Annotated in this window: 21 protein-coding genes; 8 read left to right on the forward strand and 13 right to left on the reverse strand. The window is 42.2% G+C overall.

Annotated elements, in window-relative coordinates; genetic code table 11:
- Nucleotides 1–183: 183 nt before the first annotated feature.
- Nucleotides 184–1,443, reverse strand: coding sequence for a mechanosensitive ion channel domain-containing protein (locus tag AAEY94_RS04055; RefSeq protein ID WP_350977418.1), 1,260 nt, complete (start codon nucleotides 1,441–1,443; stop codon nucleotides 184–186).
- Nucleotides 1,444–1,875: 432 nt separating this feature from the next.
- Between AAEY94_RS04055 and AAEY94_RS04060 the strand changes: the two genes are divergently transcribed.
- Nucleotides 1,876–2,034, forward strand: a complete 159-nt coding sequence (locus AAEY94_RS04060; protein WP_011635799.1) for a YqaE/Pmp3 family membrane protein — start codon at nucleotides 1,876–1,878, stop codon at nucleotides 2,032–2,034.
- Nucleotides 2,035–2,293: 259 nt separating this feature from the next.
- Here the strand turns inward: AAEY94_RS04060 and AAEY94_RS04065 are convergent, their stop codons facing one another.
- From AAEY94_RS04065 to AAEY94_RS04075, 3 genes are all read right to left on the reverse strand, one after another.
- Nucleotides 2,294–3,694, reverse strand: coding sequence for an ATP-binding protein (locus AAEY94_RS04065; protein WP_182743313.1), 1,401 nt, complete (start codon nucleotides 3,692–3,694; stop codon nucleotides 2,294–2,296).
- On the reverse strand, nucleotides 3,694–4,380 hold the full coding sequence (locus AAEY94_RS04070) for a response regulator (RefSeq protein WP_059745835.1): 687 nt from the start codon (nucleotides 4,378–4,380) through the stop codon (nucleotides 3,694–3,696). The genes AAEY94_RS04065 and AAEY94_RS04070 overlap by 1 nt, the downstream gene beginning before the upstream one ends.
- 116 nt (nucleotides 4,381–4,496) lie before the next feature.
- Entirely contained in the window at nucleotides 4,497–5,924 is a 1,428-nt protein-coding gene (locus AAEY94_RS04075; protein ID WP_335692098.1) for a thioredoxin family protein, read from the reverse strand.
- A gap of 275 nt (nucleotides 5,925–6,199) precedes the next feature.
- On the opposite strand from AAEY94_RS04075, the gene AAEY94_RS04080 reads away from it, so the two are divergent.
- Both AAEY94_RS04080 and fieF read left to right on the forward strand, forming a co-directional pair.
- Nucleotides 6,200–6,691 (forward strand): Spy/CpxP family protein refolding chaperone, encoded by a 492-nt coding sequence (locus AAEY94_RS04080; protein WP_350977424.1) that lies wholly within the window; start codon nucleotides 6,200–6,202, stop codon nucleotides 6,689–6,691.
- 201 nt (nucleotides 6,692–6,892) lie between these two features.
- Nucleotides 6,893–7,762, forward strand: coding sequence for a cation efflux pump FieF (gene fieF / locus AAEY94_RS04085; RefSeq protein ID WP_101084934.1), 870 nt, complete (start codon nucleotides 6,893–6,895; stop codon nucleotides 7,760–7,762).
- Between the two features lie 74 nt (nucleotides 7,763–7,836).
- On the opposite strand, the gene AAEY94_RS04090 is transcribed toward fieF, so the two are convergent.
- Nucleotides 7,837–8,349, reverse strand: coding sequence for a gluconokinase (locus AAEY94_RS04090; RefSeq protein ID WP_101084935.1), 513 nt, complete (start codon nucleotides 8,347–8,349; stop codon nucleotides 7,837–7,839).
- Between the two features lie 139 nt (nucleotides 8,350–8,488).
- Between AAEY94_RS04090 and AAEY94_RS04095 the strand changes: the two genes are divergently transcribed.
- Nucleotides 8,489–9,865: a GntP family permease gene (locus AAEY94_RS04095; RefSeq protein WP_162022108.1), complete on the forward strand. Its 1,377-nt coding sequence runs from the start codon at nucleotides 8,489–8,491 to the stop codon at nucleotides 9,863–9,865.
- A 116-nt stretch (nucleotides 9,866–9,981) separates the two neighbouring features.
- Here the strand turns inward: AAEY94_RS04095 and AAEY94_RS04100 are convergent, their stop codons facing one another.
- From AAEY94_RS04100 to typA, 6 genes are all read right to left on the reverse strand, one after another.
- Complete coding sequence (locus tag AAEY94_RS04100; RefSeq protein WP_182743305.1) at nucleotides 9,982–11,211, reverse strand: sensor domain-containing diguanylate cyclase; 1,230 nt, start codon at nucleotides 11,209–11,211, stop codon at nucleotides 9,982–9,984.
- Nucleotides 11,212–11,434: 223 nt separating this feature from the next.
- Nucleotides 11,435–12,847, reverse strand: a complete 1,413-nt coding sequence (gene glnG / locus AAEY94_RS04105) for a nitrogen regulation protein NR(I) (protein ID WP_101084937.1) — start codon at nucleotides 12,845–12,847, stop codon at nucleotides 11,435–11,437.
- A gap of 36 nt (nucleotides 12,848–12,883) precedes the next feature.
- On the reverse strand, nucleotides 12,884–13,921 hold the full coding sequence (gene glnL, locus AAEY94_RS04110) for a nitrogen regulation protein NR(II) (RefSeq protein ID WP_192114037.1): 1,038 nt from the start codon (nucleotides 13,919–13,921) through the stop codon (nucleotides 12,884–12,886).
- A 139-nt stretch (nucleotides 13,922–14,060) separates the two neighbouring features.
- Nucleotides 14,061–14,585: a DUF4124 domain-containing protein gene (locus AAEY94_RS04115; protein WP_162022110.1), complete on the reverse strand. Its 525-nt coding sequence runs from the start codon at nucleotides 14,583–14,585 to the stop codon at nucleotides 14,061–14,063.
- A 130-nt stretch (nucleotides 14,586–14,715) separates the two neighbouring features.
- A complete protein-coding gene (gene ppnP / locus AAEY94_RS04120; protein WP_011635813.1) occupies nucleotides 14,716–15,027 on the reverse strand; it encodes a pyrimidine/purine nucleoside phosphorylase in 312 nt (103 codons plus the stop codon).
- Between the two features lie 514 nt (nucleotides 15,028–15,541).
- Entirely contained in the window at nucleotides 15,542–17,353 is a 1,812-nt protein-coding gene (gene typA, locus AAEY94_RS04125) for a translational GTPase TypA (protein WP_101084940.1), read from the reverse strand.
- A 481-nt stretch (nucleotides 17,354–17,834) separates the two neighbouring features.
- Here typA and glnA point away from each other — a divergent pair, with 481 nt between their 5' ends.
- The 3 genes from glnA (at nucleotide 17,835) to AAEY94_RS04140 (ending at nucleotide 20,241) form a co-directional block, all read left to right on the forward strand.
- Nucleotides 17,835–19,244 carry a glutamate--ammonia ligase gene (glnA, locus tag AAEY94_RS04130; RefSeq protein WP_101084941.1) on the forward strand — a complete coding sequence of 470 codons (1,410 nt, stop codon included), beginning with the start codon at nucleotides 17,835–17,837 and terminating at the stop codon, nucleotides 19,242–19,244.
- 145 nt (nucleotides 19,245–19,389) lie between these two features.
- Nucleotides 19,390–19,578 carry a hypothetical protein gene (locus AAEY94_RS04135; protein WP_350977435.1) on the forward strand — a complete coding sequence of 63 codons (189 nt, stop codon included), beginning with the start codon at nucleotides 19,390–19,392 and terminating at the stop codon, nucleotides 19,576–19,578.
- A 192-nt stretch (nucleotides 19,579–19,770) separates the two neighbouring features.
- The gene (locus AAEY94_RS04140) at nucleotides 19,771–20,241 is read left to right on the forward strand and encodes an Lrp/AsnC family transcriptional regulator (RefSeq protein ID WP_101084943.1); all 471 of its coding nucleotides are present in this window, start codon (nucleotides 19,771–19,773) and stop codon (nucleotides 20,239–20,241) included.
- A gap of 138 nt (nucleotides 20,242–20,379) precedes the next feature.
- On the opposite strand, the gene AAEY94_RS04145 is transcribed toward AAEY94_RS04140, so the two are convergent.
- Together AAEY94_RS04145 and AAEY94_RS04150 are read right to left on the reverse strand one after the other, a co-directional pair.
- Entirely contained in the window at nucleotides 20,380–21,027 is a 648-nt protein-coding gene (locus AAEY94_RS04145; RefSeq protein WP_011635819.1) for a DUF2959 domain-containing protein, read from the reverse strand.
- A gap of 63 nt (nucleotides 21,028–21,090) precedes the next feature.
- A complete protein-coding gene (locus AAEY94_RS04150; protein ID WP_101084944.1) occupies nucleotides 21,091–21,315 on the reverse strand; it encodes a hypothetical protein in 225 nt (74 codons plus the stop codon).
- Between the two features lie 105 nt (nucleotides 21,316–21,420).
- On the opposite strand from AAEY94_RS04150, the gene AAEY94_RS04155 reads away from it, so the two are divergent.
- Nucleotides 21,421–22,392, forward strand: coding sequence for a virulence factor BrkB family protein (locus AAEY94_RS04155; RefSeq protein ID WP_101084945.1), 972 nt, complete (start codon nucleotides 21,421–21,423; stop codon nucleotides 22,390–22,392).
- The last annotated feature ends 81 nt before the right edge of the window (nucleotides 22,393–22,473 follow it).

Raw genomic sequence — 22,473 nt, forward strand, 5'->3', positions numbered from 1 at the left:
CGTTATCAATGCTGACGTTATCAAAATGGGCGATACAGCCCTGATAGTAATTGCTGGTAGGGCGCTGACACATAGGCAATAACAGTCTCATAAAATACAGGCCACTTCGTTAATGCCTTAACGGTATCGTTAGTATATTGAAAAGTAAAACGGCCACGTTTATTTATCTACCGGCATAAGCGTTTAGATAATATTGGCGCCACTTTCAGGATCTCGTGATTGTGCCGCTTGTTGACGTATATCATCGGTATCGCTGCTGATGTCATCGCTAGTCTCATTATGGGCATCTTCTAATGACTCTTGGGCTTTGATGCTGTTGTGCTCAGTGCTCTGTATCGAATTCAGAGGTGTTTCACCTTGCTGATGTCCATTGGTGACTAATTGTATCCCTTGAGGGAAAATACGTTCGCGGGCATCGTCAGGCAAGCTTATCTGATTCGCTTCATAAGCGCGCACCAGCAAGCGCATTAAAATTGAAGCCACTTTTGGAACACTGTGAGTTTCAGCATTGACCCAAAAATACACTTGTAGATTAATCGTCGATGAACCAAGGTTTTTTATCAGCACCTGCGGCTCGGGATCTGCGAGTACGCCGTGATGATCGGCCATGATCTCCATAGCGATGTCCTGAGCCTTACGGATACTTGCATCATAGCCAATGCCAATGACAAAATTGCCACGCATTCTCGGGTTGGCGGTAAGGTTTTTAATCACGTTTTTATAGATAGTGGCATTGGGTATTTGGATATGATTTCCGTCGTAATCGACTAACGTGGTGGCTCTTGCTGTGACTTGCTTTACCACTCCCAAATTCCCTTCGACGGAGATTACATCACCTAATTTGAACGGACGCTGCACACTGAGTAATAAGCTGGAAATAAAGTTTTCGGCGATGTCTTTAAAGGCAAAACCTAAAATCAGCCCAATGACACCAGTGCTGCTAATAATAGCGACCGCAAACTGCGTTAAGCCAGCGAGGCGCAAAAATATATACAGTCCCAATAAGATGATCAATACACTGATGCTGCGCTGCATCACTAAGCGGATCAACTCACTTTTTGTCACCCAAGCTAAGGGACTAATCAATAAGCGAGCTAAAGGATGTGAAAGCCAAAATAGGAGTAAGAAAATCGATAACCCTAAAGCCAAACGCGGTAAATAGAGTAAGGCTTTGGCCCAAAATTGCTCAGCATCTTGCTTCAGGGGAGCCAAAGATAAGGGCGCAATAGGTTGCAAGTGAATATTATCGACAACCTGAGTTACACCAGGTAAAGCGGCTATAGTTTGCAGTATGCGCTCTTTACTCGCTTGCTCCGTGGCAGAGCCGTTTAGATTGACGACAGAGCCTTGTATTTCAATGTCTATTGCGCTGCTTGGGTCGTTAATCTGTATCAGTTGCTTCACAGTGTTGGGCGAAGGCGCAGCCTGGGCATCAGTAGACACAAAGTTGGTAAGGCAACCAACAGAGACTAAACTCCATAGTAGAATCCATCGACTTAATCTTGGGGATGATCGCTGATTGCAGCGAGAAAAACGGTTTAAAAAAATCGACAAATCATAAGATTATCCGCAAGGTATTAGCCTGTCATTATTCAATATTAGCAAATAAACTTCAAAGGCACCAAAGGTTATGAGTGTTATCTGCTAATGTTTTAGAGTATGCAAAAAGGGCTTTTTTCACTTCTAAAGGCATACTAATAGGTCAATATATGGGGTCGTGTAGTTGCTTAAAAACCGATGCTGATTAAGATCTAGAACAGCAACATTAGAAATAGTGGTCTGGTAATTGCTTTGTATATTATGAAAGTGAATATAAATCAGTTCATACACGCTGGGGTAATTGCTAACCTCGGCTCATTCAAAATGGAGAATATCATGGATTTATTACGTATTTTAATCGCAATCTTACTACCACCTCTTGGGGTTTTCCTGCAAGTGGGGCTAAGTAAGACCTTATTATTAAATATAATTTTAACCTTGCTAGGCTACATTCCTGGGATAGTGCACGCGGTATGGGTGATTGCTAAGCGCTAGTGGCTGCCAAGATGATTATCCCTAATGGTGAAGCGGCTCAGGCTGCTCACATTTATCGGAAAATGTTGCCAGTTAGGGGTAATTTTTACCTAGTAATGACATGTTTATCAATAATGTGCTTTACGCTGTGTCGTCTATTAAGCTGAGCTAGCTGTTTATTGATACTCGTTTTTTCCCTGCGTATGCAGGGGTTATGGACAATGCCATTACTCAGTCCGATTAGAATATAAGTGGTTGAAGTTTATGTTTTTTATATCGACTAGTTAACCGGTAAACTGATACTGAGCTTAAGGCCTTCGCGCTTTCCTGTTGGGCCGATAAGGTTTTCTGCCACTATACTGCCTTGGTGTAACGTAATGGCGGCTTGAGTGATTGCCAAGCCCAAACCCCAACCGCCGCTTTGCCTGTCTCTGGCAGTGTCGGGGCGATAGAAAGGTTTAAATATAGCTTCGAGTTCTTGTGGCTCTATACCTGGACCGTCGTCTTCCACCGTTATCAATATGTGCTTGCCAACTTGGGCTGCACTAATGGTTATCTGACTATTGGCATAGTAAATCGCATTACGCAGCAGATTTTCTATGGCGCGCGAGAGTGTCTTTGGGTGAAAAGGTAATAGCAGCGCCTCTGGTATATCAATTTGTAATAGTTTGCCTTGCTGCTCGGCTTCAAATTCGGCGTCATCTAACACTTGGCTTAAAGATTCTGCTAATTCGAGTACGACTTTATTTTCATGGCTGGCCAAGCTTACCCGAGATAGAGTGAGCAACTCGCTTATTAGCGCTTCAAGTTGTAGTGCTTCATAGCCGATACGTTCTAGCTCTTCACTTTGCTGCCCTTTTTTACGGCCTAACGCTAAGGCTAATTGCAGCCTAGTGAGTGGTGTGCGCAGTTCATGAGATATGTCGCCCATTAATCTTTGCTGATTGTTAATCATGGTTTGTACGGCATCGGCCATGCCGTTGAAAGCCTGTGCCAATTGGCCCATTTCATCGCGACGATTTGCGGTAGCTGCATCAACTCTGCTAGATAAATCACCTCTAGCGAGGGCATTGGCACTGTGTTTTAGCGAACGTAATGGCTTACCCAAATACCATGCGAGTAAACCGCATAATAAGCCTGACAATAATATGGCTAAGCCTGCGGTCAGTAATTTATTGTCGGCAAAGAAGAAGAACCACGGCCGTGGATGATTATCGGGGAAACGACCAAATAATTGATACGGTTTGCTGTTGACCTCAAAAGAATACGGGCCAAAAATAAGCTCATCTCTAAATTGATGGCTGATCGGTTGGTCTGCTTCTTCTGCCATGAGTTGAAAACGTCTAAATCCACGCGATACTCGTTTGGTATTTAATACTTGGCCTTCGCCATCAGTTAAATATAAACGCAATGGGCCGCCATTATGGTTTCTATCACCTTCTTTATTGCGGCTACGGTGCAGACGTTGAAGGTTTTTACCTTCGAGCAATTGAGGTTGCTCTTGTATCCGTTCTGCAACGTTTTTAAGCACTCGCTCAAGGCTGGCAGGTAATGGCGAACGATCATGGTTTTGTTGCAGTAATGGCAATAAAGACACCAGTGCAATAATCAATGAACTGCATAGCCAAAAGCCTAACAATAATTTAAAAAATAGCCCGTTAAATGGATTGTTCTTTAGCATTACGGTATCCAAATATAACCTTTACCGCGCAGGGTTTTGACGCGTGGACGGCCATCTTGGCGCTCTGGTAGTTTCTTGCGTAAGTTAGACAAATGCATATCTAAGCTACGATCAAATGGCATTAACTTTTTGCCTAATACGTTTTCGCTTAATGATTCTTTGGTGACCAGTTCGCCTGACTTTTCGATTAAATGAAACAGCAGTGAAAATTCGGTGCCAGTGAGAATGATTAGTTGCTCATTGCAATAGGTTTCTTGGCGGGTAGGGTCGAGACGTAAATCACCAAACTGCATCATTTCATTGGCTTGGCTATCTTGCTGAGTGGTTTGTGCTCGACGTAATATGGCTCTAATTCGAGCCACTAACTCGCGGTCATTAAAGGGTTTTGGCAAATAGTCATCGGCACCAATTTCAAGGCCGACAACTCGGTCAATTTCATCACCGCGAGCGGTTAGCATTAATACCGGTGTTTGCTTGCGTTGGCGTAAAGCACGCAAGACTTCAAAACCATTCAGTTTAGGCAGCATCACGTCAAGAAGGATTAAATCGAAGTCTTGCTGTTGCGCCATCATCAGCCCTTGCTCACCATCATAAGCTTGGGTTAATACAAAGCCTTCCAACTCAAGTAATTGGCTGAGTAGATCGGATAAACCAATATCATCGTCGATCAGTAAAATACGATTCATAACTTTCCTCTGGCACAAAGAAAATCTGTATGTTGAAGCTAACATACAGATTTTTCGATCAATTAAGCTTATCTTATGCCAAGATTAAATCATATCAACATTGCACAGTTTTACATTTATCCTGCTTTATTTTGCACTATGTAGCGTTTAATTCTGGCAATAATAAAGGTCAGTACAATAGACCCCAAAATCAGACCTACAGAAAAGACCGCATTTTGCAGTGAGTTAGGGTTAAACACTAACATGCTGCCTAAACCTAACATCATAATACCTGACATCAGTTTAAGTACTTCGCCTTCTTTTTCGGTCAGTTTGCGTTTACCTAAGGTCATTGAGAATACAATCACAATAGCGGCAAGTGGAATAACGTAAACCACATTATAAGCGATGAGGTATAAGTAACGCTGCATGGTATCGAGATCTGATAATGACAACACAGAGGTGTAAATCATTGGGAAACCTGCGGTGCAAAGCAGTTCATAGGTGTTAGCTAAAATAGCCAGAATCGTTGAGCCTAAAATCATTGTTGGTAACGAGCTGGCTTTGGATAATTTGCCCATACGTTTAATAAGCGAGCCACGATTTTCAACTGACATTGATAGACTGACGTCGCCACGGCCGTAAAAGTAATCTTTTATATTCACTATGGCCGCAATCAATGCCAATACCCCCGCACAAGTGATAATGATACCGCCATCACCGCCACCAAGTAGTTGGAATAAGTTAAGCCAGGCGCTCATAAATATAAAGTAGATAAAGCCTGAGAAGAATACAAAAATACCGCCTACCAATAACATACGTTTGCGGCTGCCTGCATTAACCATAATGCTCAGTAAAAACAGCAATACGAAAAATGCGCAAGGATTAAAAGCATCGACACCAGCGAGTACTAAGGTGAGCACTGGCAATGACATTTCTTCAGGGTGCACAGCACCAATGAGTGGAATGTCGACAGGCTGAACAGTTGGTATAGGGATAATGTCACTGGCTTGGTCAAATGACATGCCACACGAACCTTCGGCTTCTGGGTCGTCACTCGTGTCACTACAGGTTTCAAATAGTGGTGCGCTTACCACTGGCGTAGCGCCTAAGAAATCATCGAGCTTATTACCAATGTCAGCTTTACCACCTTGGCGTTGATAGCAGTTAACTAAGCGCTCTAGGATGTAACGCCCTGTGACATCATGGCTGTTATAGCCAACAACGGCCTCGCCACAAATGGCAAAGTAGGGCACCGATTTAGGTTCAACACCAGTGTGTTGGCCCATTTCCATGAGTTTATCGACATTGCCGGGTTCGCTAATGGCGTAGTCGTGTAATTCTATCCAGTCAAAACGTTCGCCTAAAGCATCAATAAAAGGATGCGCTTCACGACAATGAGGACAGGTTTTAGACCAAAAGAAATGCAGTTTAACCACAGGCTGCTGGTTTTGCTGAGTATACCAAAGTGAGTCGTCTGTTGAGGCCGCGGTACTGGCTATTGAGCTGGGTGCCAATATCAGTACACAAAGAAGTAACAGTAATTGGCCAATCAATCGGTTCATAATGTATTCCATTAAAGCGCTAATAGTTAGATTTTATGCCCTAATATGAATACTGTAAGGATCAAGTCTGAATTACGTTAACTGGCTCGCATTACTGCGATTTTTATCATTCAATATGCCAACTTGATCATGAATTACTGGCGCTAAAGTGCTATGAAAACGTTCTTTACATAGGTTTACTCAGTCTTAACCCTCATTGACATTGCATTCGGTAAACTGAGTATCAAATCTGCTAAGGCAGAAAATAAATCCCATTCATACCGAGGTACTTAACAATGAAAACATCATCAATCATCAAAACGAGTTTAGTTGCCTTAGTGGCAAGTTCGGCTTTATTAGCTGGCCAGTTATATGCAGTTGATGCAGCTGATAACACTGTAAAAACTGAAAATGTTGCCGCTAAAGGTGACCGACATCATGGTCACAAAGGTGGCATGCATAAAATGCTTCGTAAACTGGACTTAACTGATGCCCAAAAAGTTCAAGTAAAAGCCATCTTCGATAAGTACAATGCTAACCGTCCTGAGCGCCCAACTAAAGAGCAGCGCGCTGAGCACCGTACAGAAATGTTAGCGTTAATCACTACCGCTGGTTTTGACGAAGCAAAAGCAACTGCAATGGCTGAAGCACAGCAACAAAAGCATTTACAAAAGATGCTGACGCATTTGAAAATGCAAAACGAAATTTATCAATTATTAACGCCTGAACAGCAACAAACGTTTCAAGATAAATTTAAGCTAGGCAAAGGCCACAAACCGCGCCGTTAATGATTCACTGATACAACATCAGGTTAAATAGATAAAAGCCATTACCTTGGGGTAATGGCTTTTTTATTCATGCAAGTTTGCTAATGGTCACACTTTGCATAAGACCAGCAGCGACTTTAGTAAACTTTATCCTAATCGAGCAATGAACTTGCTATAGTAATAGCAGATAAATCATCAGTTAAATGAGCCGACAATTCTTATATGAGTACCTCTTCTGAATATGACTTTTGGGTCAAATTAGCTAGCCGCGCGTCGGTGGCTACTGCGCTGTGTCTTATTGTGATTAAGTTAATCGCTTGGTTGTACTCTGGCTCGGCCAGTATGTTGGGCTCATTAACGGATTCATTTGCAGATGCACTTGCTTCGATTGTTAACTTTATTGCTATTCGGTATGCCATTGTTCCCGCGGATAAAGATCATCGTTATGGCCATGGCAAAGCTGAACCATTAGCAACGTTAGCCCAAGCGGCCTTTATTTTAGGTTCGGCGTCGTTATTATTATTGTATGGCGGCGAAAAGCTTATTCATCCAGTGGCAGTCACCAATGCTATGAGTGGCATCGTGGTGTCGATTATTGCCATTGTGCTGACATTTGCACTCGTTTTACTGCAACGACATGCGTTGAAAAAAACCAATAGCTCTTTGGTTGAAGCCGATTCATTGCATTATAAGTCTGACTTGTTATTGAATGCAGCGGTGTTGTTTGCGCTAATATTAGCGCAATATGGCTGGTGGTGGGCCGATGGTTTGTTTGCGGTGTTTATTGCATTGTTTATTGGTAATCAAGCACTCGGTTTAGGTTATCGTTCAATTCAGAGTTTACTTGACCGCGAGTTAGACAACGAGACTCGTGACAAGATTAAAGCCTTGGCCAAGCAAGACCCTCGAGTTCAAGGTATTCACGATTTACGTACTCGCCAAGCAGGTAAAACCACATTTATTCAATTGCACATGGAATTAGCCGGTAACTTGTCTTTGCATGATGCTCATGAAATAGCAGATAAAGCGGGTATGACGATTAAAGCGGCGTTTGATGATGCTGAAGTGATTATTCACCAAGACCCGGTGTGATAGAGATGAATGGGGATGACAAATGCCAGCTCAGCAATACGTGCGATTAAGCTGACACAGGTTAGATATAGAGATTAAAATCCCAGAGCGTTAAATTGCGCCAAAGCCTGCTTTACTATGTCTGTAATACTGGCGTTAATATCGACAGTCACCACTAATGGCTCATTAGTGGGTTCTTCTAATGTGGCAAACTGGCTGTCGACCATGTTTTGTTTCATAAAGTGACCTTTTCTGGCTATTATGCGTGCCAAAATCAATTCATAGCTACCCTGCAAATATAAAAACCCGACCTGTTGATTACCTTGCCGAATTAGATCCCGATAGGATTTTTTTAGTGCAGAACAACCAATAATCACGGTTTTATTTTGGTTGTTAAATTCTAAAGCTAGATCACCAATACGCGATAACCAAGGTGCTCTATCAGCATCATTTAGAGGTTCTCCTCGGGCCATTTTTTCTATGTTGGCCTGGGGGTGAAGATCGTCACCGTCTACAAAAGTGGCATTCATCATTTTTGCTAACAGTTCACCTACGCTGCTTTTACCACATGCGCACACACCCATTACAATAATGCATTTTCCTGTCATTCTCTTACCATTCCTTAATATAAGCTTATATAATTAAAGACTTATTTTTTCGTAACTCAGTTTATAACTTGAGTTTACTGATCTCATTAAGGTTTGTGAATTCGAATGAGCACTCTCATTAATCACTTTGGAATATAGTATGGACACAATGGTACAAATCGCAGACCCGACCTACTTGTTGATGATAGCTGCACTCGCCATTATCGCGTTATTGATCCTGATTATTAAAATGAAATTGCATGCTTTTGTATCGTTAACATTAGTCTGCGTGGCCACTGCACTGGCAAGTGGCATTAGCAGTGATCAAGTAGTGCCGACTATGATGGCGGGTTTTGGTGGCACCTTGGCTTCAGTTGCCTTATTAGTCGGCCTTGGCGCTATGATAGGTAAGATTTTAGAGGTCACTGGCGGTGCTAAAGTGCTTGCCGATACCTTGATTAGCCGCTTTGGTGAAGATAAAGCGCCGCTAGCGTTAGGTATCGCTTCGCTGTTGTTTGGTTTTCCAATATTTTTTGATGCTGGCTTAATGGTAATGATGCCTATTATTTTTAGCGTGGCTAAACGCTTTGGCGACTCACCACTTAAGTATGCTTTACCGTCAGCGGGTGCATTTGCGGTGATGCATGCTTTTGTACCGCCACACCCTGGACCGGTAGCAGCTGCAGACTTACTTGGCGCCAACATTGGTTTATTGCTATTTGTTGGCATGATGGTAGCAATCCCTACATGGTATATCGGCGCTTACTTATTTGGTTTATATGCAGGCAAAAAATTTGATATTCCCGTATCGAAAGTTTTCTTCAGCACCGCACCTATTATCGATGTCGACAAGATCCCCAAGTTTGCTACAGTGATGTCGATTCTGGTGTTACCTGTGATACTCATTTTTATGGATACGGGGTTAAATACCTTAGCGGTAGCAGGAGTTATTGATGGTAAGTTGCCATTAGTTCAATTACTGCGAATGCTGGGTAAGACGCCCATCGCATTGCTGATTACCTTATTAGTGTGTTTGGTGGTCTTTGCTAAAGACTACGGCATGCAACCGCTTGAAAAACTGTGTGGCGATTCATTAGGGCCAATTTGTGCGGTGATATTAGTCACAGGTGCTGGTGGCATGTTTGGCGGTGTGTTACGTGCCAGTGGTATAGGCCAAGCGTTAGCGGATGCATTATCCGATACCGGTATGCCGTTAATTGTGGCCGCATTTGTTATTGCCACCTGTTTGCGGGTGGCGCAAGGTTCTGCAACTGTGGCATTAACCACTACAGCTGCATTAATTGCGCCCATGGTTGCGGCAACGGCTGGATTAAGCGCTGCTGATTTATGTTTTATTGTGATTGCCATTGCTGGTGGTTCAACGGTGTTATCGCACTTTAATGATTCCGGTTTTTGGCTGGTAGGGCGTTTGATGGAAATGGACGAGAAAACCACGTTAAAAACATGGACAGTGATGGAAACTTTACTCGGCACCATAGCTTTTATCATTGTTGGTATCTTGAGCATACTGTTTTAAATATCAATCGGTTATCATTAACAGTGACGAATTGACGTTTTAATACTAACAAAGCCGCAATAGCGGCTTTTGTTAGCCAGAATATTGGCTTAATTTAGTGTATTTATGACTCTAGGTTATGCAAACACTAGCTGGCTAGTGATTTGTGATCGGGCTTGTTCTAACGCTGAATCTGCACGCAAAATAAGGCGGTCGATAGTGTCGTCAGCTTGCCAGTTAGATAACCCGACACAGGCACTAAAGCGAATGTGCTTACCGCTTTCTGGTTCGATTAGCTCCGTATGTTCGATACTATGACGAATACTCTCGGCTATTTTTAGTGCAATATTTTTGCTGCTAGCTTGAATGATGGCAATAAATTCATCACCGCTCCAACGGGCGATTAAGTCAGTTTCAGCAAGCTTACTTTGGCAATGCTGAGCAAAGTGAATCAACGCTTTATCACCCATATCATGGCCAAACAAATGGTTAATTTGCTTTAAGTCATCTATACCCATTAAGACACAATAAAGGTGTTCATGCACAAGGGTGCTATGGGTCATTAATTGCTGACTAAAATGGATTAAGCCTCGTCGATTAAGGGCTTTTGTGAGGTAATCAACATAGATTTGTTTATCGAGTTTGTCTTTTAATAAATAAGATTCGGTGACATCGATCATGGTAACTTGAATAGCGGGTTGCTGCTCCCAACTGATCACCGTCTCAATTAATTTCACCCATATGATACGACCGCTAAGGTGTAGGCATTTGATTTCAACAGGATGAGGTTTAACTTTATTCGCGAGTAACGCAGCGTTAGCGTCTAGGCGCTGTTCTTGATAGCTTGGTTCAATCACATCCAAAATTGAGGCGAGTGACATAATACTTTGAGTATTAGGGTAACCGAATAGTTGTGCTAATGTCTGATTGCAATATAGCGGGCTAAAGTTGCGATGTACTAATACGCCTTGTACAGATCCATTGACTAATTGCTGATAGCGACTTTCACTTTGTACTAAAGCTTGTTTAAGTGTTGTAGATTCAGTTAAATCCACAATCGTGATTTGTAGGGCTGATCGTCCTTGCCATTCAACTATATGTTCAATAGCTAATATATTGAGTTTCAAACCTAAACGGTTACGGTTAACGTAGCTGCGTACCTGAGGTTTTTCTATACCACTCATTAATGCGTAGTAAGTGTGTGTGGCTACATCCTGTAGTTCGGGATCGATTAACTCTAGAACACTCTTTAGCGCTAAAATATCTTGAGCTGTATTATAACCGAAGATTTTTGCATAATTATCATCGGCATAAAGTGGTATAAAATCTTGATGAATAACTACACCATAATGAGCATCAAAATCCAAAATCGTTCCTTGTTTGAATGTTATATTTTAATGTAGCATTTTTACTCGATAAATATTCTAGCGCTTTTGGTTATTTGTACCCTGATGTGATGTGTAAACTGGGTAAACTCGGCAATATGAGATCATCTTCGCACTTACCGTTGTTAAGATCATAGCATTTTTATAAAAGTGTCATTGCCATAATGTTATTACATCATTATGGCTCCCCTGCGTCGTTTCGTTTTTAGTCCATCGACAGTTCTTTTAATTTACGCGTTAGGGTATTACGACCCCAACCTAGACGTTTAGCGGCTTCTTGTTTATGGCCTTGAGTATGTCTTAGTGCTGTTTCAAGTAAAATACGTTCAAATTCAGGTTGCACTTCAGTGAGTAAATCACTTTCACCTGCAGCCAGCTTTTCATCAATCCAATCAGTTAATGCGGTTTGCCAGTCACTTGCTCCAGCTTGTTTCTGCTGGGTTGCTACTGGGTCTTTAAGCAATTCTGGTGGTAAATCTTGCGGTAAAATTTCTTGTCCGGACGCCATTACGGTTAACCAACGACAAGTATTCTCAAGTTGGCGAACATTACCCGGCCAAGGAAGGTTAGCCAATTTTACCGCGGTTTCTTTAGTGAGTATTTTGGGTTCAACGCCAATCTCTTTCGCTGCGGTGCTTAAAAAGTGATTGGCGAGTTGGGCAATGTCTTCACGGCGCTGCGATAACGGCGGTAAGTGTACTCTGATCACATTGAGGCGATGAAACAAATCTTCGCGGAAGGTGCCTTTTTGCACCTGCACCTCAAGATTTTGATGCGTCGCAGCAATAATACGTACATCAACTTGCACTGCTTGATGACCGCCGACACGATAGAACTGGCCGTCGGCAAGGACTCGTAATAATCGCGTTTGCACATCGATTGGCATGTCACCGATTTCATCTAAAAATAGCGTGCCACCATTGGCTTGTTCAAAACGACCTTGGCGCACGTTGGCGGCACCAGTAAAGGCGCCTTTTTCATGGCCAAAGAGTTCAGATTCAATCAAATCTTTTGGGATGGCAGCCATATTTAATGCAATAAAGGGTTTGTCCTTACGCGGGCTGTGTTTGTGCAATGCACCAGCGACTAATTCTTTACCAGTACCAGATTGGCCATTGATGAGCACACTGATAGATGAGCGAGATAATCGGCCTATGGCACGAAACACTTCTTGCATTGCCGGGGCTTCACCAATAATTTCAGGGGTTTTTATGGTGGTATCAATAACGGGTTGTGGTGCTTGCTCTGTTGCATGTGTGAGTGCGCGTTCAACTAAATTAATGGCTTCATCAATATCAAATGGTTTTGGTAGGTATTCAAATGCACCTGCTTGATATGCGCTCACGGCACTGTCTAAGTCTGAGTGGGCGGTCATGATGATCACTGGAATATGCGGATAATGCAGTTGTAAGCGATCAAGCAAGGTTAAGCCATCAGTCCCTGGCATGCGGATGTCTGAAACGATGACTTGAGGTTGTGATGCTTCTAAAGCTTGCCACAAGGATTCTGCAGCAGCAAAGCTAGCCGTTGACAGTGATGCGCCTTTAAGGGCTTTTTCGAGTACCCAACGGATCGAACTATCATCATCGAGGATCCAAACTTGTTCACTAATGTTCATGTTACTACCTCATTCTGCCTACAAAGGGCATGCTAGTTATTGTAATGGCAGGTTAATAATAAATTCGGTATGCCCTGGTGCCGAAACACAATCAATGCGACCGCCGTGTAATCGGGCAATGTTATGCGCAATGGATAATCCTAACCCTGAACCTTCGTCACGTCCGGTGACCATAGGGTAGAAGAGGGTATCCATTAACTCAGCAGGAATACCGGGGCCGTTATCAATAATGGATAAGGCGAGTACCACTTTATAGCGCTGTGTTCCAATGGTGACTTGATGTTGAGTGCGAGTGCGAATGACAATATCGCCACCACAATGTTCTAACGCTTGTATCGCATTTTGCACAATATTCAATACGGCTTGCTGCATTTGATCTGGATCCATCTGAATATCTGGAATCGATGGATCATAATCTCGTTTTAAGCAGATATTGTCTGGCAGTGCCATTTCGACTAACTTAAGCACTTTTTGAATCACTTGATGGATATTGTGTTCAGCATGCTGCGTTGGTCGTTGCGGGCCAAGTAAACGGTCGACTAAATTACGTAATCTATCTGCTTGTTCGATAATCAGACTGGTAAATTCTTTTAATTCGGGCGAGTCGAGCTCTCGCGATAACAACTGCGCAGCGCCTCTAAGGCCGCCCAGTGGGTTTTTAATTTCATGGGCTAAGTTACGTACCAAAAACTGTGCAGCTTGTTGTTGGGCGTCCATATTAAGCTGCTGATGAATGCGACGTTGTTGGTCTACTTGACGTAATTCTAAAATGCTGAGGTTATTGTCATTTTCAATTGGCATCAAGGTGATATCAATGGTGTGATGTTGGCCGTCTAGGGTTATTAATGCGGCGGTATTGACCGTGAGTCCCTGGGCGGCATTAATGGCATCGCGCAGTAATTGTGGCTCAACCCCCATCAGTTGATAAAGCTCAGGAAGCGTTTGCTCGAGTAGCTTATGGTTACCTACTCCCAATAATTGTGCGGCCGCGGCATTAGCATAGCTCGGCTTGAGCTCGTTATTAATAACAAGCACTGCGGTGACTAAGTGATTGAGAAGGTTATTTGTGTCCATTAGCCGTCCTAGTATAGGGTTGCACCATTATAATGCACCACTTTGGTGCATATCACAACCCGGAACACACAAGCACTTTGTAAGATAAATAGTCACGCAAAATTTCATAAGCTAATGAATAAACTGATTTTTATCTTAATCATTTAGACTTTTTTGCAGGTCCAAATACAGATGCTTGGTGAAGGAATATCTTTCTAGGAGAGCTTGATGCAAGGACTTTGCCGCTTTGTGTTACAGCGTTAACAACCAACGAGTGTTCACCTCTATTAATGCCCGTTAATTGGAATATATTCGATGCTTGAGCTGGGGCTGCGATAATACCATCGACTAATAATGTCATTAGCACGCCACGAGGTAATTGAGGGGTGACGCTCACTGACACGGTAAATGCGCCATTATTGTCACGCACAGTAGCTTCTTCTTGGGGAGAGGTAATCGAAATCGTGTAGTTAATTGATGCTTCTGTTGTTGGGATGACATTGATTTTTGTTGGGGTGTCAATCGTCATGTTGTTTTGGGTGTTTTCATTTAATTCAACAGCTTCGGCATTATTTTTTTGTTCATCTGAGTAATGAACTTTGCCATTTTCATCTACCCAACGGTATACGGTAGCAACACTTTGGGCGCTCAATAATAGCAAACTAATAAGTATGATAAGGCGCATGATGTACTCCATAAAACGACAGTTTTAATAGAGTAGACGTTTTTATAAAAAAAATCAGCTTAAACTGTTTAGTTAAGCTGAATCGAAGCGGCGATATTAAACCGCTATTGTTTATTTAGGTGCAACAACACTAGATGTATTGGCAGCAGTATTCTGAAATTTGATCTGTTCGGATACTGAAGCTCACATTTGGTGCAAGCTCAAACTGGCTTGCTTCAGCATATGCAACCCACTCAGTTTTACCCGGTAATAACACGTCAAACTTGCCAGAAATAACCTGCATTATTTCACCTTGAGCCGTTGAAAACTCATATTCACCAGGCAATACCACACCAAAAGTTTGTTTACTACCATCAGCTAATACTACGCTTCTGCTTATCACTTTACCGTTAAAATACACATTGGCTTTTTTAGCGACGCTTACCTGTTGCAACATACTCATATATTTTTCCTAAAAATGATCTTGGTTTGAATCTATCTGCGTTTACGTAAAATATCTAGTTAAATGTTTTCATGTTGTATCACGAGAGTCGCTTCGCTGCTAGGGCGGACTGCGTCCTGCTAGAGTCGCTTTGCTGCTAGGGCGGACTGTGTCCTGCTAGAGTCGCTTCGCTGCTAGGGCGGACTGTGTCCTGCTAGATTCGCTTTGCTGCTAGGGCGGACTGTGTCCTGCTAGAGTCGCTTTGCTGCTAGGGCGGACTGTGTCCTGCTAGAGTCGCTTCGCTGCTAGGGCGGACAGTGTCCTGCTAGAGTCGCTTCGCTGCTAAGCTGTTGACTTTATAGCCTCTAGCCGCGGAGCGTACTAGCAGCGCAGCGTCCTAGGCTCTTTCGCTCGTCACCGCTTGCTACCAATATTTTTAGCCTCTGTATAGACTAGACAACAAAAAGCCCAGATGCATGCATCTGGGCTTTTTAGATCTCAATGAGTGGCAGACGTTGCCACTCATTGATGGTAATTAACTGCGGTTATTACGCTTACGCTCATTCTCAGTTAAGAATCTCTTACGAACACGGATGTTCTTAGGAGTTACTTCAACTAATTCATCATCATCGATGAATTCAAGAGCTTGCTCAAGAGTCAATGTGATAGGCGTAGTCAATACTTGTGCTTCATCAGTACCTGATGCGCGCATGTTAGTTAGCTGCTTACCTTTCAAACAGTTTACTGTCAAATCGTTAGAGCGAGCATGAATACCCACTACTTGACCTTCATACACTTCAGCAGCGTGACCAATAAACATACGACCACGGTCTTGCAAAGCAAATAGAGCGAATGTTAGTGCTTTACCTGTTGCGTTTGAAATCAATACGCCGTTAGCGCGTTGACCAATATCGCCACCTTTGTGTGGACCGTAGTGATCAAATGAATGATAAATTAGACCAGTACCAGATGTTGCTGTTAAGAATTCGGTTTGGAAACCAATTAAGCCACGGCTTGGGATAACGAAGTCGATACGTACACGACCTTTACCATCAAGCTGCATGTCTTTCATTTCGCCTTTACGAACACCTAATTTTTCAATTACGGTACCTTGATGATCTTCTTCAACGTCAACTGTTACAGTTTCGTATGGTTCATGTAGCTCACCATCGATTGTTTTTAGAATAACTTCTGGACGAGATACGGCTAATTCATAACCTTCACGACGCATGTTTTCAATTAAAATCGATAAGTGTAATTCACCACGACCTGAAACGCGGAAACGGTCTGGACTTTCTGTTTCTTCAACGCGAAGTGCTACGTTGTGAACTAATTCAGTCTGTAAACGTTCAAGAATGTTACGTGAAGTAACATACTTACCTTCTTTACCCGCGAACGGAGAAGTGTTTACTTGGAATGTCATCGTTAGTGTTGGTTCATCAACAGTTAACGGTGGCATTGCTTCTACTGCATTCACTGCACAGATAGTATCAGAGATTTTAAGCTCGCCTAAACCTGTAATAGCAACGATGTCACCAGCATTTGCAATTGGCACTTCAGTACGGTCAAGACCCATGTAACCTAATACTTGGCCCATTTTACCGTTACGTGTCTTACCGTCAGCGCCAATAATGGTCACTTGTTGGTTAGTCTTAACGCTACCACGAGTAATACGGCCAATACCGATAACACCCACGTATGAGTTATAATCGATTTGAGAAATTTGCATTTGGAATGGAGCTTCTGCATCAGCATCTGGGAAAGCTACTTTCTCAACGATAGTTTGGAATAGCGGCGTCATATCATCGCTTGCTACATCTGGATCTAACGTTGCAAAACCATTTAATGCCGAAGCATAAACGATTGGGAAATCTAGTTGTTCGTCAGTGGCACCTAAGTTAACGAATAAATCGAATACTTGGTCAATAACCCAATCTGGACGAGCACTTGGACGGTCAATTTTGTTGATAACAACAATTGGCTTAAGGCCTTGAGCGAATGCTTTCTTGGTTACAAAGCGAGTTTGTGGCATTGGGCCATCAACTGCATCAACCAACAATAATACTGAGTCAACCATAGATAGAACGCGTTCAACTTCACCACCGAAATCGGCGTGGCCAGGAGTATCTACGATATTAATACGGTAGTCGTTCCACTGGATGGCAGTGTTCTTTGCCAGAATGGTGATCCCACGTTCTTTTTCAAGATCGTTAGAATCCATAACCCGCTCAGTAGCTTCTCCACGAGATGCAAGGGTTCCTGACTGCGCCAACATTTTGTCAACCAAGGTTGTTTTGCCATGGTCAACGTGGGCAATAATGGCGATGTTACGTAAATTCTCTAGCACGGATAAACCTCTAAACCAGCAAATAAAAAAAAAAGGATCTAACAGTAGTTATAGATTATAGCTACTGTAAAAAAGCGTGCCATTCTACTTCACAGCAGCTTTTGTAGATAGGATTATTTTTGAACACTTGTAAATCTATCGCTTGCTATGGATTAATAAACAGCATAAAACGTATATATATGAAGCATAACCATGGTGTAAGACAAAACTGTGACATTGGCTAAAACAGCAACATTAACATGACGCACCATTATGGACTTTTGCACCATGATGAAACATAGTGATGCACGAGGTTGGTGCAAGGTTATGGTTTAGAAGATTTGGAAACTTTCTCATCTTCATAAAATCAATTAGTTAGCGATCTGGCATGAATATCGCTTTATTGCTGATAATTATGAAAAGATTCGTTTTCCAGGTGCATCATCTGGCGAATAGCAAGATTATTTAAGGGACAACCCTTTACCCTACCGGAGGCTTGAGAATGTCAGTTGAATCAGTTTTAAAACAACTTGTAGAGTTAGAAGTTAAGTTTGTAGACTTACGCTTTACCGACACTAAAGGTAAAGAGCAGCACGTTTCTATTCCTTCTCATCAAGTAAATGAAGATTTCTTTGAAGACGGTAAAATGTTTGATGGCTCTTCAATTACAGGTTGGAAAGGCATTAATGAATCTGACATGGTGCTAATGCCAGATCCAACCACTTTCGTATTAGACCCTTTCACAGAAGAAACAACAGCGCTTATTCGTTGTGATATTTTAGAACCTGGTACTATGACAGGTTATGATCGTGACCCACGTTCAATTGCTAAAAAAGCTGAAGCTTACCTAATTTCTACTGGTATTGCTGACACAGTATTGATTGGTCCAGAGCCAGAGTTCTTCTTATTTGACGATGTCCGTTTTGGTACCGACATGTCAGGTTGTTTTGTTAAGATTGACGCAAAAGAAGCATCATGGAACTCAGCTAAGAGCTATGAAGAAGGTAACACGGGTCACCGTCCAATGGTGAAAGGTGGTTATTTCCCAGTTGCACCAGTTGATTCTTCACAAGATTTACGTTCGGCAATGTGTTTAGTACTTGAAGAAATGGGTCAAGTAGTTGAAGCGCATCACCACGAAGTAGCAACAGCGGGTCAAAACGAAATCGCAACACGTTTCAACACGTTGACTAAGAAGGCTGATGAAATTCAAATTCTAAAATACGTTGTTCATAACATGGCGCATGCTTATGGTAAGACAGCGACATTTATGCCAAAACCAATCGTTGGTGACAACGGTAGCGGCATGCACGTGCATCAGTCTTTAGCTAAAGACGGCGTAAACTTATTCGCAGGTGATAAGTATGCTGGTTTGAGTGATTTAGCGCTTTATTACATTGGCGGCATTATTAAGCATGCTCGTGCATTGAATGCGTTCACTAACCCAAGCACTAACTCTTACAAGCGTTTAGTGCCACATTTTGAAGCGCCTGTAATGCTTGCATATTCTGCACGTAACCGCAGTGCTTCAATTCGTATTCCAGTGGTACCAAGCCCTAAAGGCCGTCGTATCGAAGCGCGTTTCCCTGATCCACATGCAAACCCATACTTAGGTTTCTCAGCATTACTTATGGCTGGTCTTGATGGTATTCAAAACAAGATCCACCCAGGTGAAGCAATGGATAAAGATTTATATGACTTACCTCCTGAAGAAGCTGCTGAAATTCCACAGGTTGCAACGTCATTAGAAAACGCACTTGAACATTTACAAGCTGACCATGAGTTCTTGACTAAAGGCGGCGTATTCAGCGAAGACTTTATCCAGTCTTATATCCAACTTAAAACGGCTGAAGCAGAACGTGTTGCACGTACTACTCACCCACTTGAGTTTGAGATGTACTACAGCTTGTAATTTTTGAATACAATTGCTTAAACAAGCAAACCAATAAAAAACTCGATAATTGATTATCGGGTTTTTTATTGCTCAAAAGATGTGAGACTAATCAGTAACGTTAGCTTACGGATATCCGCGTCATACCTCAGCAGGTATCATCAGGATGATTAACATTGCCGACAACGGTAGCGGTGGTGAATTTAACATCACAACATACGATGTTAATAATCGAAGCGGGTTACGTATTCGTCCCAATGCGGATTATGCTGCGAATAAATGTGAAATTAGTTACTCTCAGCCACAAGTTGCAGGAGAGTCACCGTTAGTTGTCGTCGATATTGACGAGTGTTAAGTGCTCTTGTTATTCGCGAGTATCACCTCAAATTACCCTCTTTAGACAAATGCCATGTTAACTTTATGGCATTTATTGTTTTGTGGCTCCCATTTGCTTGAAATATTTGTGATTAACGTAAATTTGTAGAGGATTTCACTCAGGAATATGATATTTATACCGTTAATCACTCACTAAAAAGCGATTTGTTCAATGGATAAGAAAGACCTCAAGCTATTAGAGATTTTACAACGTCAGGGCCGGATGGCTGTTTCTGAATTAGCCGATAAGGTTAATATGTCGGATACTCCTTGTTTACGACGAGTCAAAAAGCTTGAACAAGATAAAGTGATTTTAGGCTATGGTGCCCAAGTTGACCCTTTTAAAGTGGGTCTCAATGTTGTGGTTTATACGTCGATACGCTTAACGGAACATACTGATCAATCGACAGCGTTATTTGAGTCAACCATGGCACAATTACCTCAAGTGATGGAATGCGCCGTGGTAACTGGATCTTATGATTATATGCTCAAAATAGTCGCCAAAGATTTGGTTTCTTATGAGCAATTTATCAAAAAATCGCTCGGCAACCTCAAGTTTGTCGCCAGCATTGAAACTACAGTAGTTTTGAAGCAAATATTTAGCCGTACGGCATTGCCAGTGGATCAGTCACCGATCGAATAAGCACAAATACGCAAATACGCAAATACGCAAATACGCAAATAGGCACATATAAATACCCAAAAGCAGCACCTAGGCCGTCATAGACTATGACAGCATAGGTTACCGCTAAGGGCGTTAAGTTGATAGGTTAGGTAAGGTTTAACCTTGTTCCATTGAGGCAATAAACTTGTTCGATTCGGCAATCGATTTGTTCATTTCTTTAATCAGGCTAGAGATATCAGTCTGTAAATTGGCAAACTCACCTTTAATTGCACCAATAGCCTGCGCATTTAGGTTATGTTTTAAATACAGCATATTATCTTTCATCGCAGTTAGAATGGGTGGCATTTTTGCTTCTGCACGACGCATGCTTCTCACTAGCGTTTTATATGAACGCTTGGTTTCATTGAGCTTGCTGGTGCTGTTACGACGTAAACTGGCTTTGCTGATTTCTTCGATTTCAGTTTGCCATTCGTCAAATAATGCATCCGCGACATCTTCGACTTTCTCGATGCGATGACTCACTTCATCTGCTGCAGATTGAGCAGACTCATATTCATCTTTCGCTTTATTATAAGCATCTTCTAAATCGCCACCATCAAATGCCAAAAGCGCCTGCATTTCTTCCAATGCAGAGCTAAATTGCTCTTGTGCTTCTTCCTGCGACTCTTTAGCCTCTTGAACTCTATCGACCATAATGTCGCGTTTGTGGTAGCCGACTTTTTCCATTGCACCGTAATAGGCGCTTTGACAACCGCTCAACAGTAAACTGCTACTTAATAGTGCCAGTGATATCCATTTTTTCATCAATGTGTCTCTTTTATTGTGTGAGGCGAAAAGTGTCCTCGTTGAGGTTAACTACCTTATGAGTTAACTGCCTGATTTAAATTTTGCTGCGTCGATGATGCTCCATAAATGGAATAAACCACCGATAATGGCTGGGATGACCAACACAAAAAAGAAATAGCAAACAGCAGTAATGCAGAAGAATAACAAAGCCGCTAATATACGCCCTTGTAAAAGCTGACCTAGGCCTGGGAAAAATAAGCTCGCGACAGCTGCGAGTATATTACCCGCCGAACCTTGTTGTGACATCAATTTGCTCCATTATTCGATGACTAATATGTTATAACATTGTACGAAGTTAGTGACTTAATACAAATGTTATCTCCACTAACGTGGTATGAAATAAGGATTATTATGCCCAAAAAGTTTGATTACAGCCCTATTGCGGCTTTTTTTAGTGGGATTTGGCAGTTTCTACTCCATCTCAAACAACGGCTTGCTGAAGACCAAATTAATATACGAGCAGGTCATTTGGCCTATGTGACCTTGTTGTCATTGGTGCCTATGTTGGCTGTCACCATGTCGATGTTATCGGCCTTTCCGGTGTTTAAAGGTATTCGCGGCAATATTGAAGGCTTTATATATAATAATTTTATACCTGCAGCGGGTGATACGGTGCAAGTGCATATCAACGAGTTTGTCGCTAATGCATCTAAAGGCACCTTTGTCGGTATTGTTGCGTTAGTGTTTGTTGCCATTATGCTGATTTCAGCTATCGATAAAGCATTGAATAACATTTGGCGAATTACCGAAAAGCGCTCTTACGTGGTGTCATTTTCGATGTACTGGATGGTGTTAACTCTAGGTCCTGTACTCATTGGTGCAAGTCTAGTGGCCACCTCTTATGTTGTTTCATTAGAGGTGGTAACTGGCAGTGAGTTGTCTGGATTAGTCCCGTGGATTGTTGAGCGTCTACCATTGCTGTTTTCTGTGGCATCTATATTACTGTTGTATATGGTCGTGCCTAACAAGAAAATCCATTTTTTACATGCTCTATTGGGAGCGATTGTAGCAGCGGTATTATTTGAAGCAGGCAAAAAGGGTTTTGCGTTTTATGTGACCCAATTTCCGAGTTATGAAGCCATTTATGGTGCACTGGCAGTAGTGCCGATTTTATTTGTATGGGTATATTTATCGTGGATGATTGTATTACTCGGTGCAGAAATTACTGCCGCACTGCCAGAGTATCTGGAAAGTTTAGCGGTTATCGCGGATGATCTTAAAGCTGAAATTTTTACAGAGACTGAGACTAAAAGCCAGAATCTCAATAATGTGCACGATCCTCTAGTGGTCGATAAATCCATTTCGTCGTCTGATAAATCTTAAGTGGCATTGGTGTTCTACGCCAATGTATTCAGTAACAACTAGTCTGTATGGGCCACAAGTAGCAAGTTATGTTGCTACCTG

Origin of the sequence: Shewanella sp. AC34-MNA-CIBAN-0136 (assembly GCF_040309945.1) — a bacterium.
Taxonomy (GTDB): Bacteria; Pseudomonadota; Gammaproteobacteria; order Enterobacterales; family Shewanellaceae; genus Shewanella.

Bases quoted from the DNA above. Each gene is read 5' to 3' on its own strand.
- AAEY94_RS04060 (WP_011635799.1), top strand. From the start codon at position 1,876: ATGGATTTATTACGTATTTTAATCGCAATCTTACTACCACCTCTTGGG.
- AAEY94_RS04065 (WP_182743313.1), bottom strand. From the start codon at position 3,694: ATGCTAAAGAACAATCCATTTAACGGGCTATTTTTTAAATTATTGTTA.
- AAEY94_RS04070 (WP_059745835.1), bottom strand. From the start codon at position 4,380: ATGAATCGTATTTTACTGATCGACGATGATATTGGTTTATCCGATCTA.
- AAEY94_RS04075 (WP_335692098.1), bottom strand. From the start codon at position 5,924: ATGAACCGATTGATTGGCCAATTACTGTTACTTCTTTGTGTACTGATA.
- AAEY94_RS04080 (WP_350977424.1), top strand. From the start codon at position 6,200: ATGAAAACATCATCAATCATCAAAACGAGTTTAGTTGCCTTAGTGGCA.
- fieF (WP_101084934.1), top strand. From the start codon at position 6,893: ATGAGTACCTCTTCTGAATATGACTTTTGGGTCAAATTAGCTAGCCGC.
- AAEY94_RS04090 (WP_101084935.1), bottom strand. From the start codon at position 8,349: ATGACAGGAAAATGCATTATTGTAATGGGTGTGTGCGCATGTGGTAAA.
- AAEY94_RS04095 (WP_162022108.1), top strand. From the start codon at position 8,489: ATGGACACAATGGTACAAATCGCAGACCCGACCTACTTGTTGATGATA.
- glnG (WP_101084937.1), bottom strand. From the start codon at position 12,847: ATGAACATTAGTGAACAAGTTTGGATCCTCGATGATGATAGTTCGATC.
- glnL (WP_192114037.1), bottom strand. From the start codon at position 13,921: ATGGACACAAATAACCTTCTCAATCACTTAGTCACCGCAGTGCTTGTT.
- AAEY94_RS04115 (WP_162022110.1), bottom strand. From the start codon at position 14,585: ATGCGCCTTATCATACTTATTAGTTTGCTATTATTGAGCGCCCAAAGT.
- ppnP (WP_011635813.1), bottom strand. From the start codon at position 15,027: ATGAGTATGTTGCAACAGGTAAGCGTCGCTAAAAAAGCCAATGTGTAT.
- glnA (WP_101084941.1), top strand. From the start codon at position 17,835: ATGTCAGTTGAATCAGTTTTAAAACAACTTGTAGAGTTAGAAGTTAAG.
- AAEY94_RS04135 (WP_350977435.1), top strand. From the start codon at position 19,390: ATGATTAACATTGCCGACAACGGTAGCGGTGGTGAATTTAACATCACA.
- AAEY94_RS04140 (WP_101084943.1), top strand. From the start codon at position 19,771: ATGGATAAGAAAGACCTCAAGCTATTAGAGATTTTACAACGTCAGGGC.
- AAEY94_RS04145 (WP_011635819.1), bottom strand. From the start codon at position 21,027: ATGAAAAAATGGATATCACTGGCACTATTAAGTAGCAGTTTACTGTTG.
- AAEY94_RS04150 (WP_101084944.1), bottom strand. From the start codon at position 21,315: ATGTCACAACAAGGTTCGGCGGGTAATATACTCGCAGCTGTCGCGAGC.
- AAEY94_RS04155 (WP_101084945.1), top strand. From the start codon at position 21,421: ATGCCCAAAAAGTTTGATTACAGCCCTATTGCGGCTTTTTTTAGTGGG.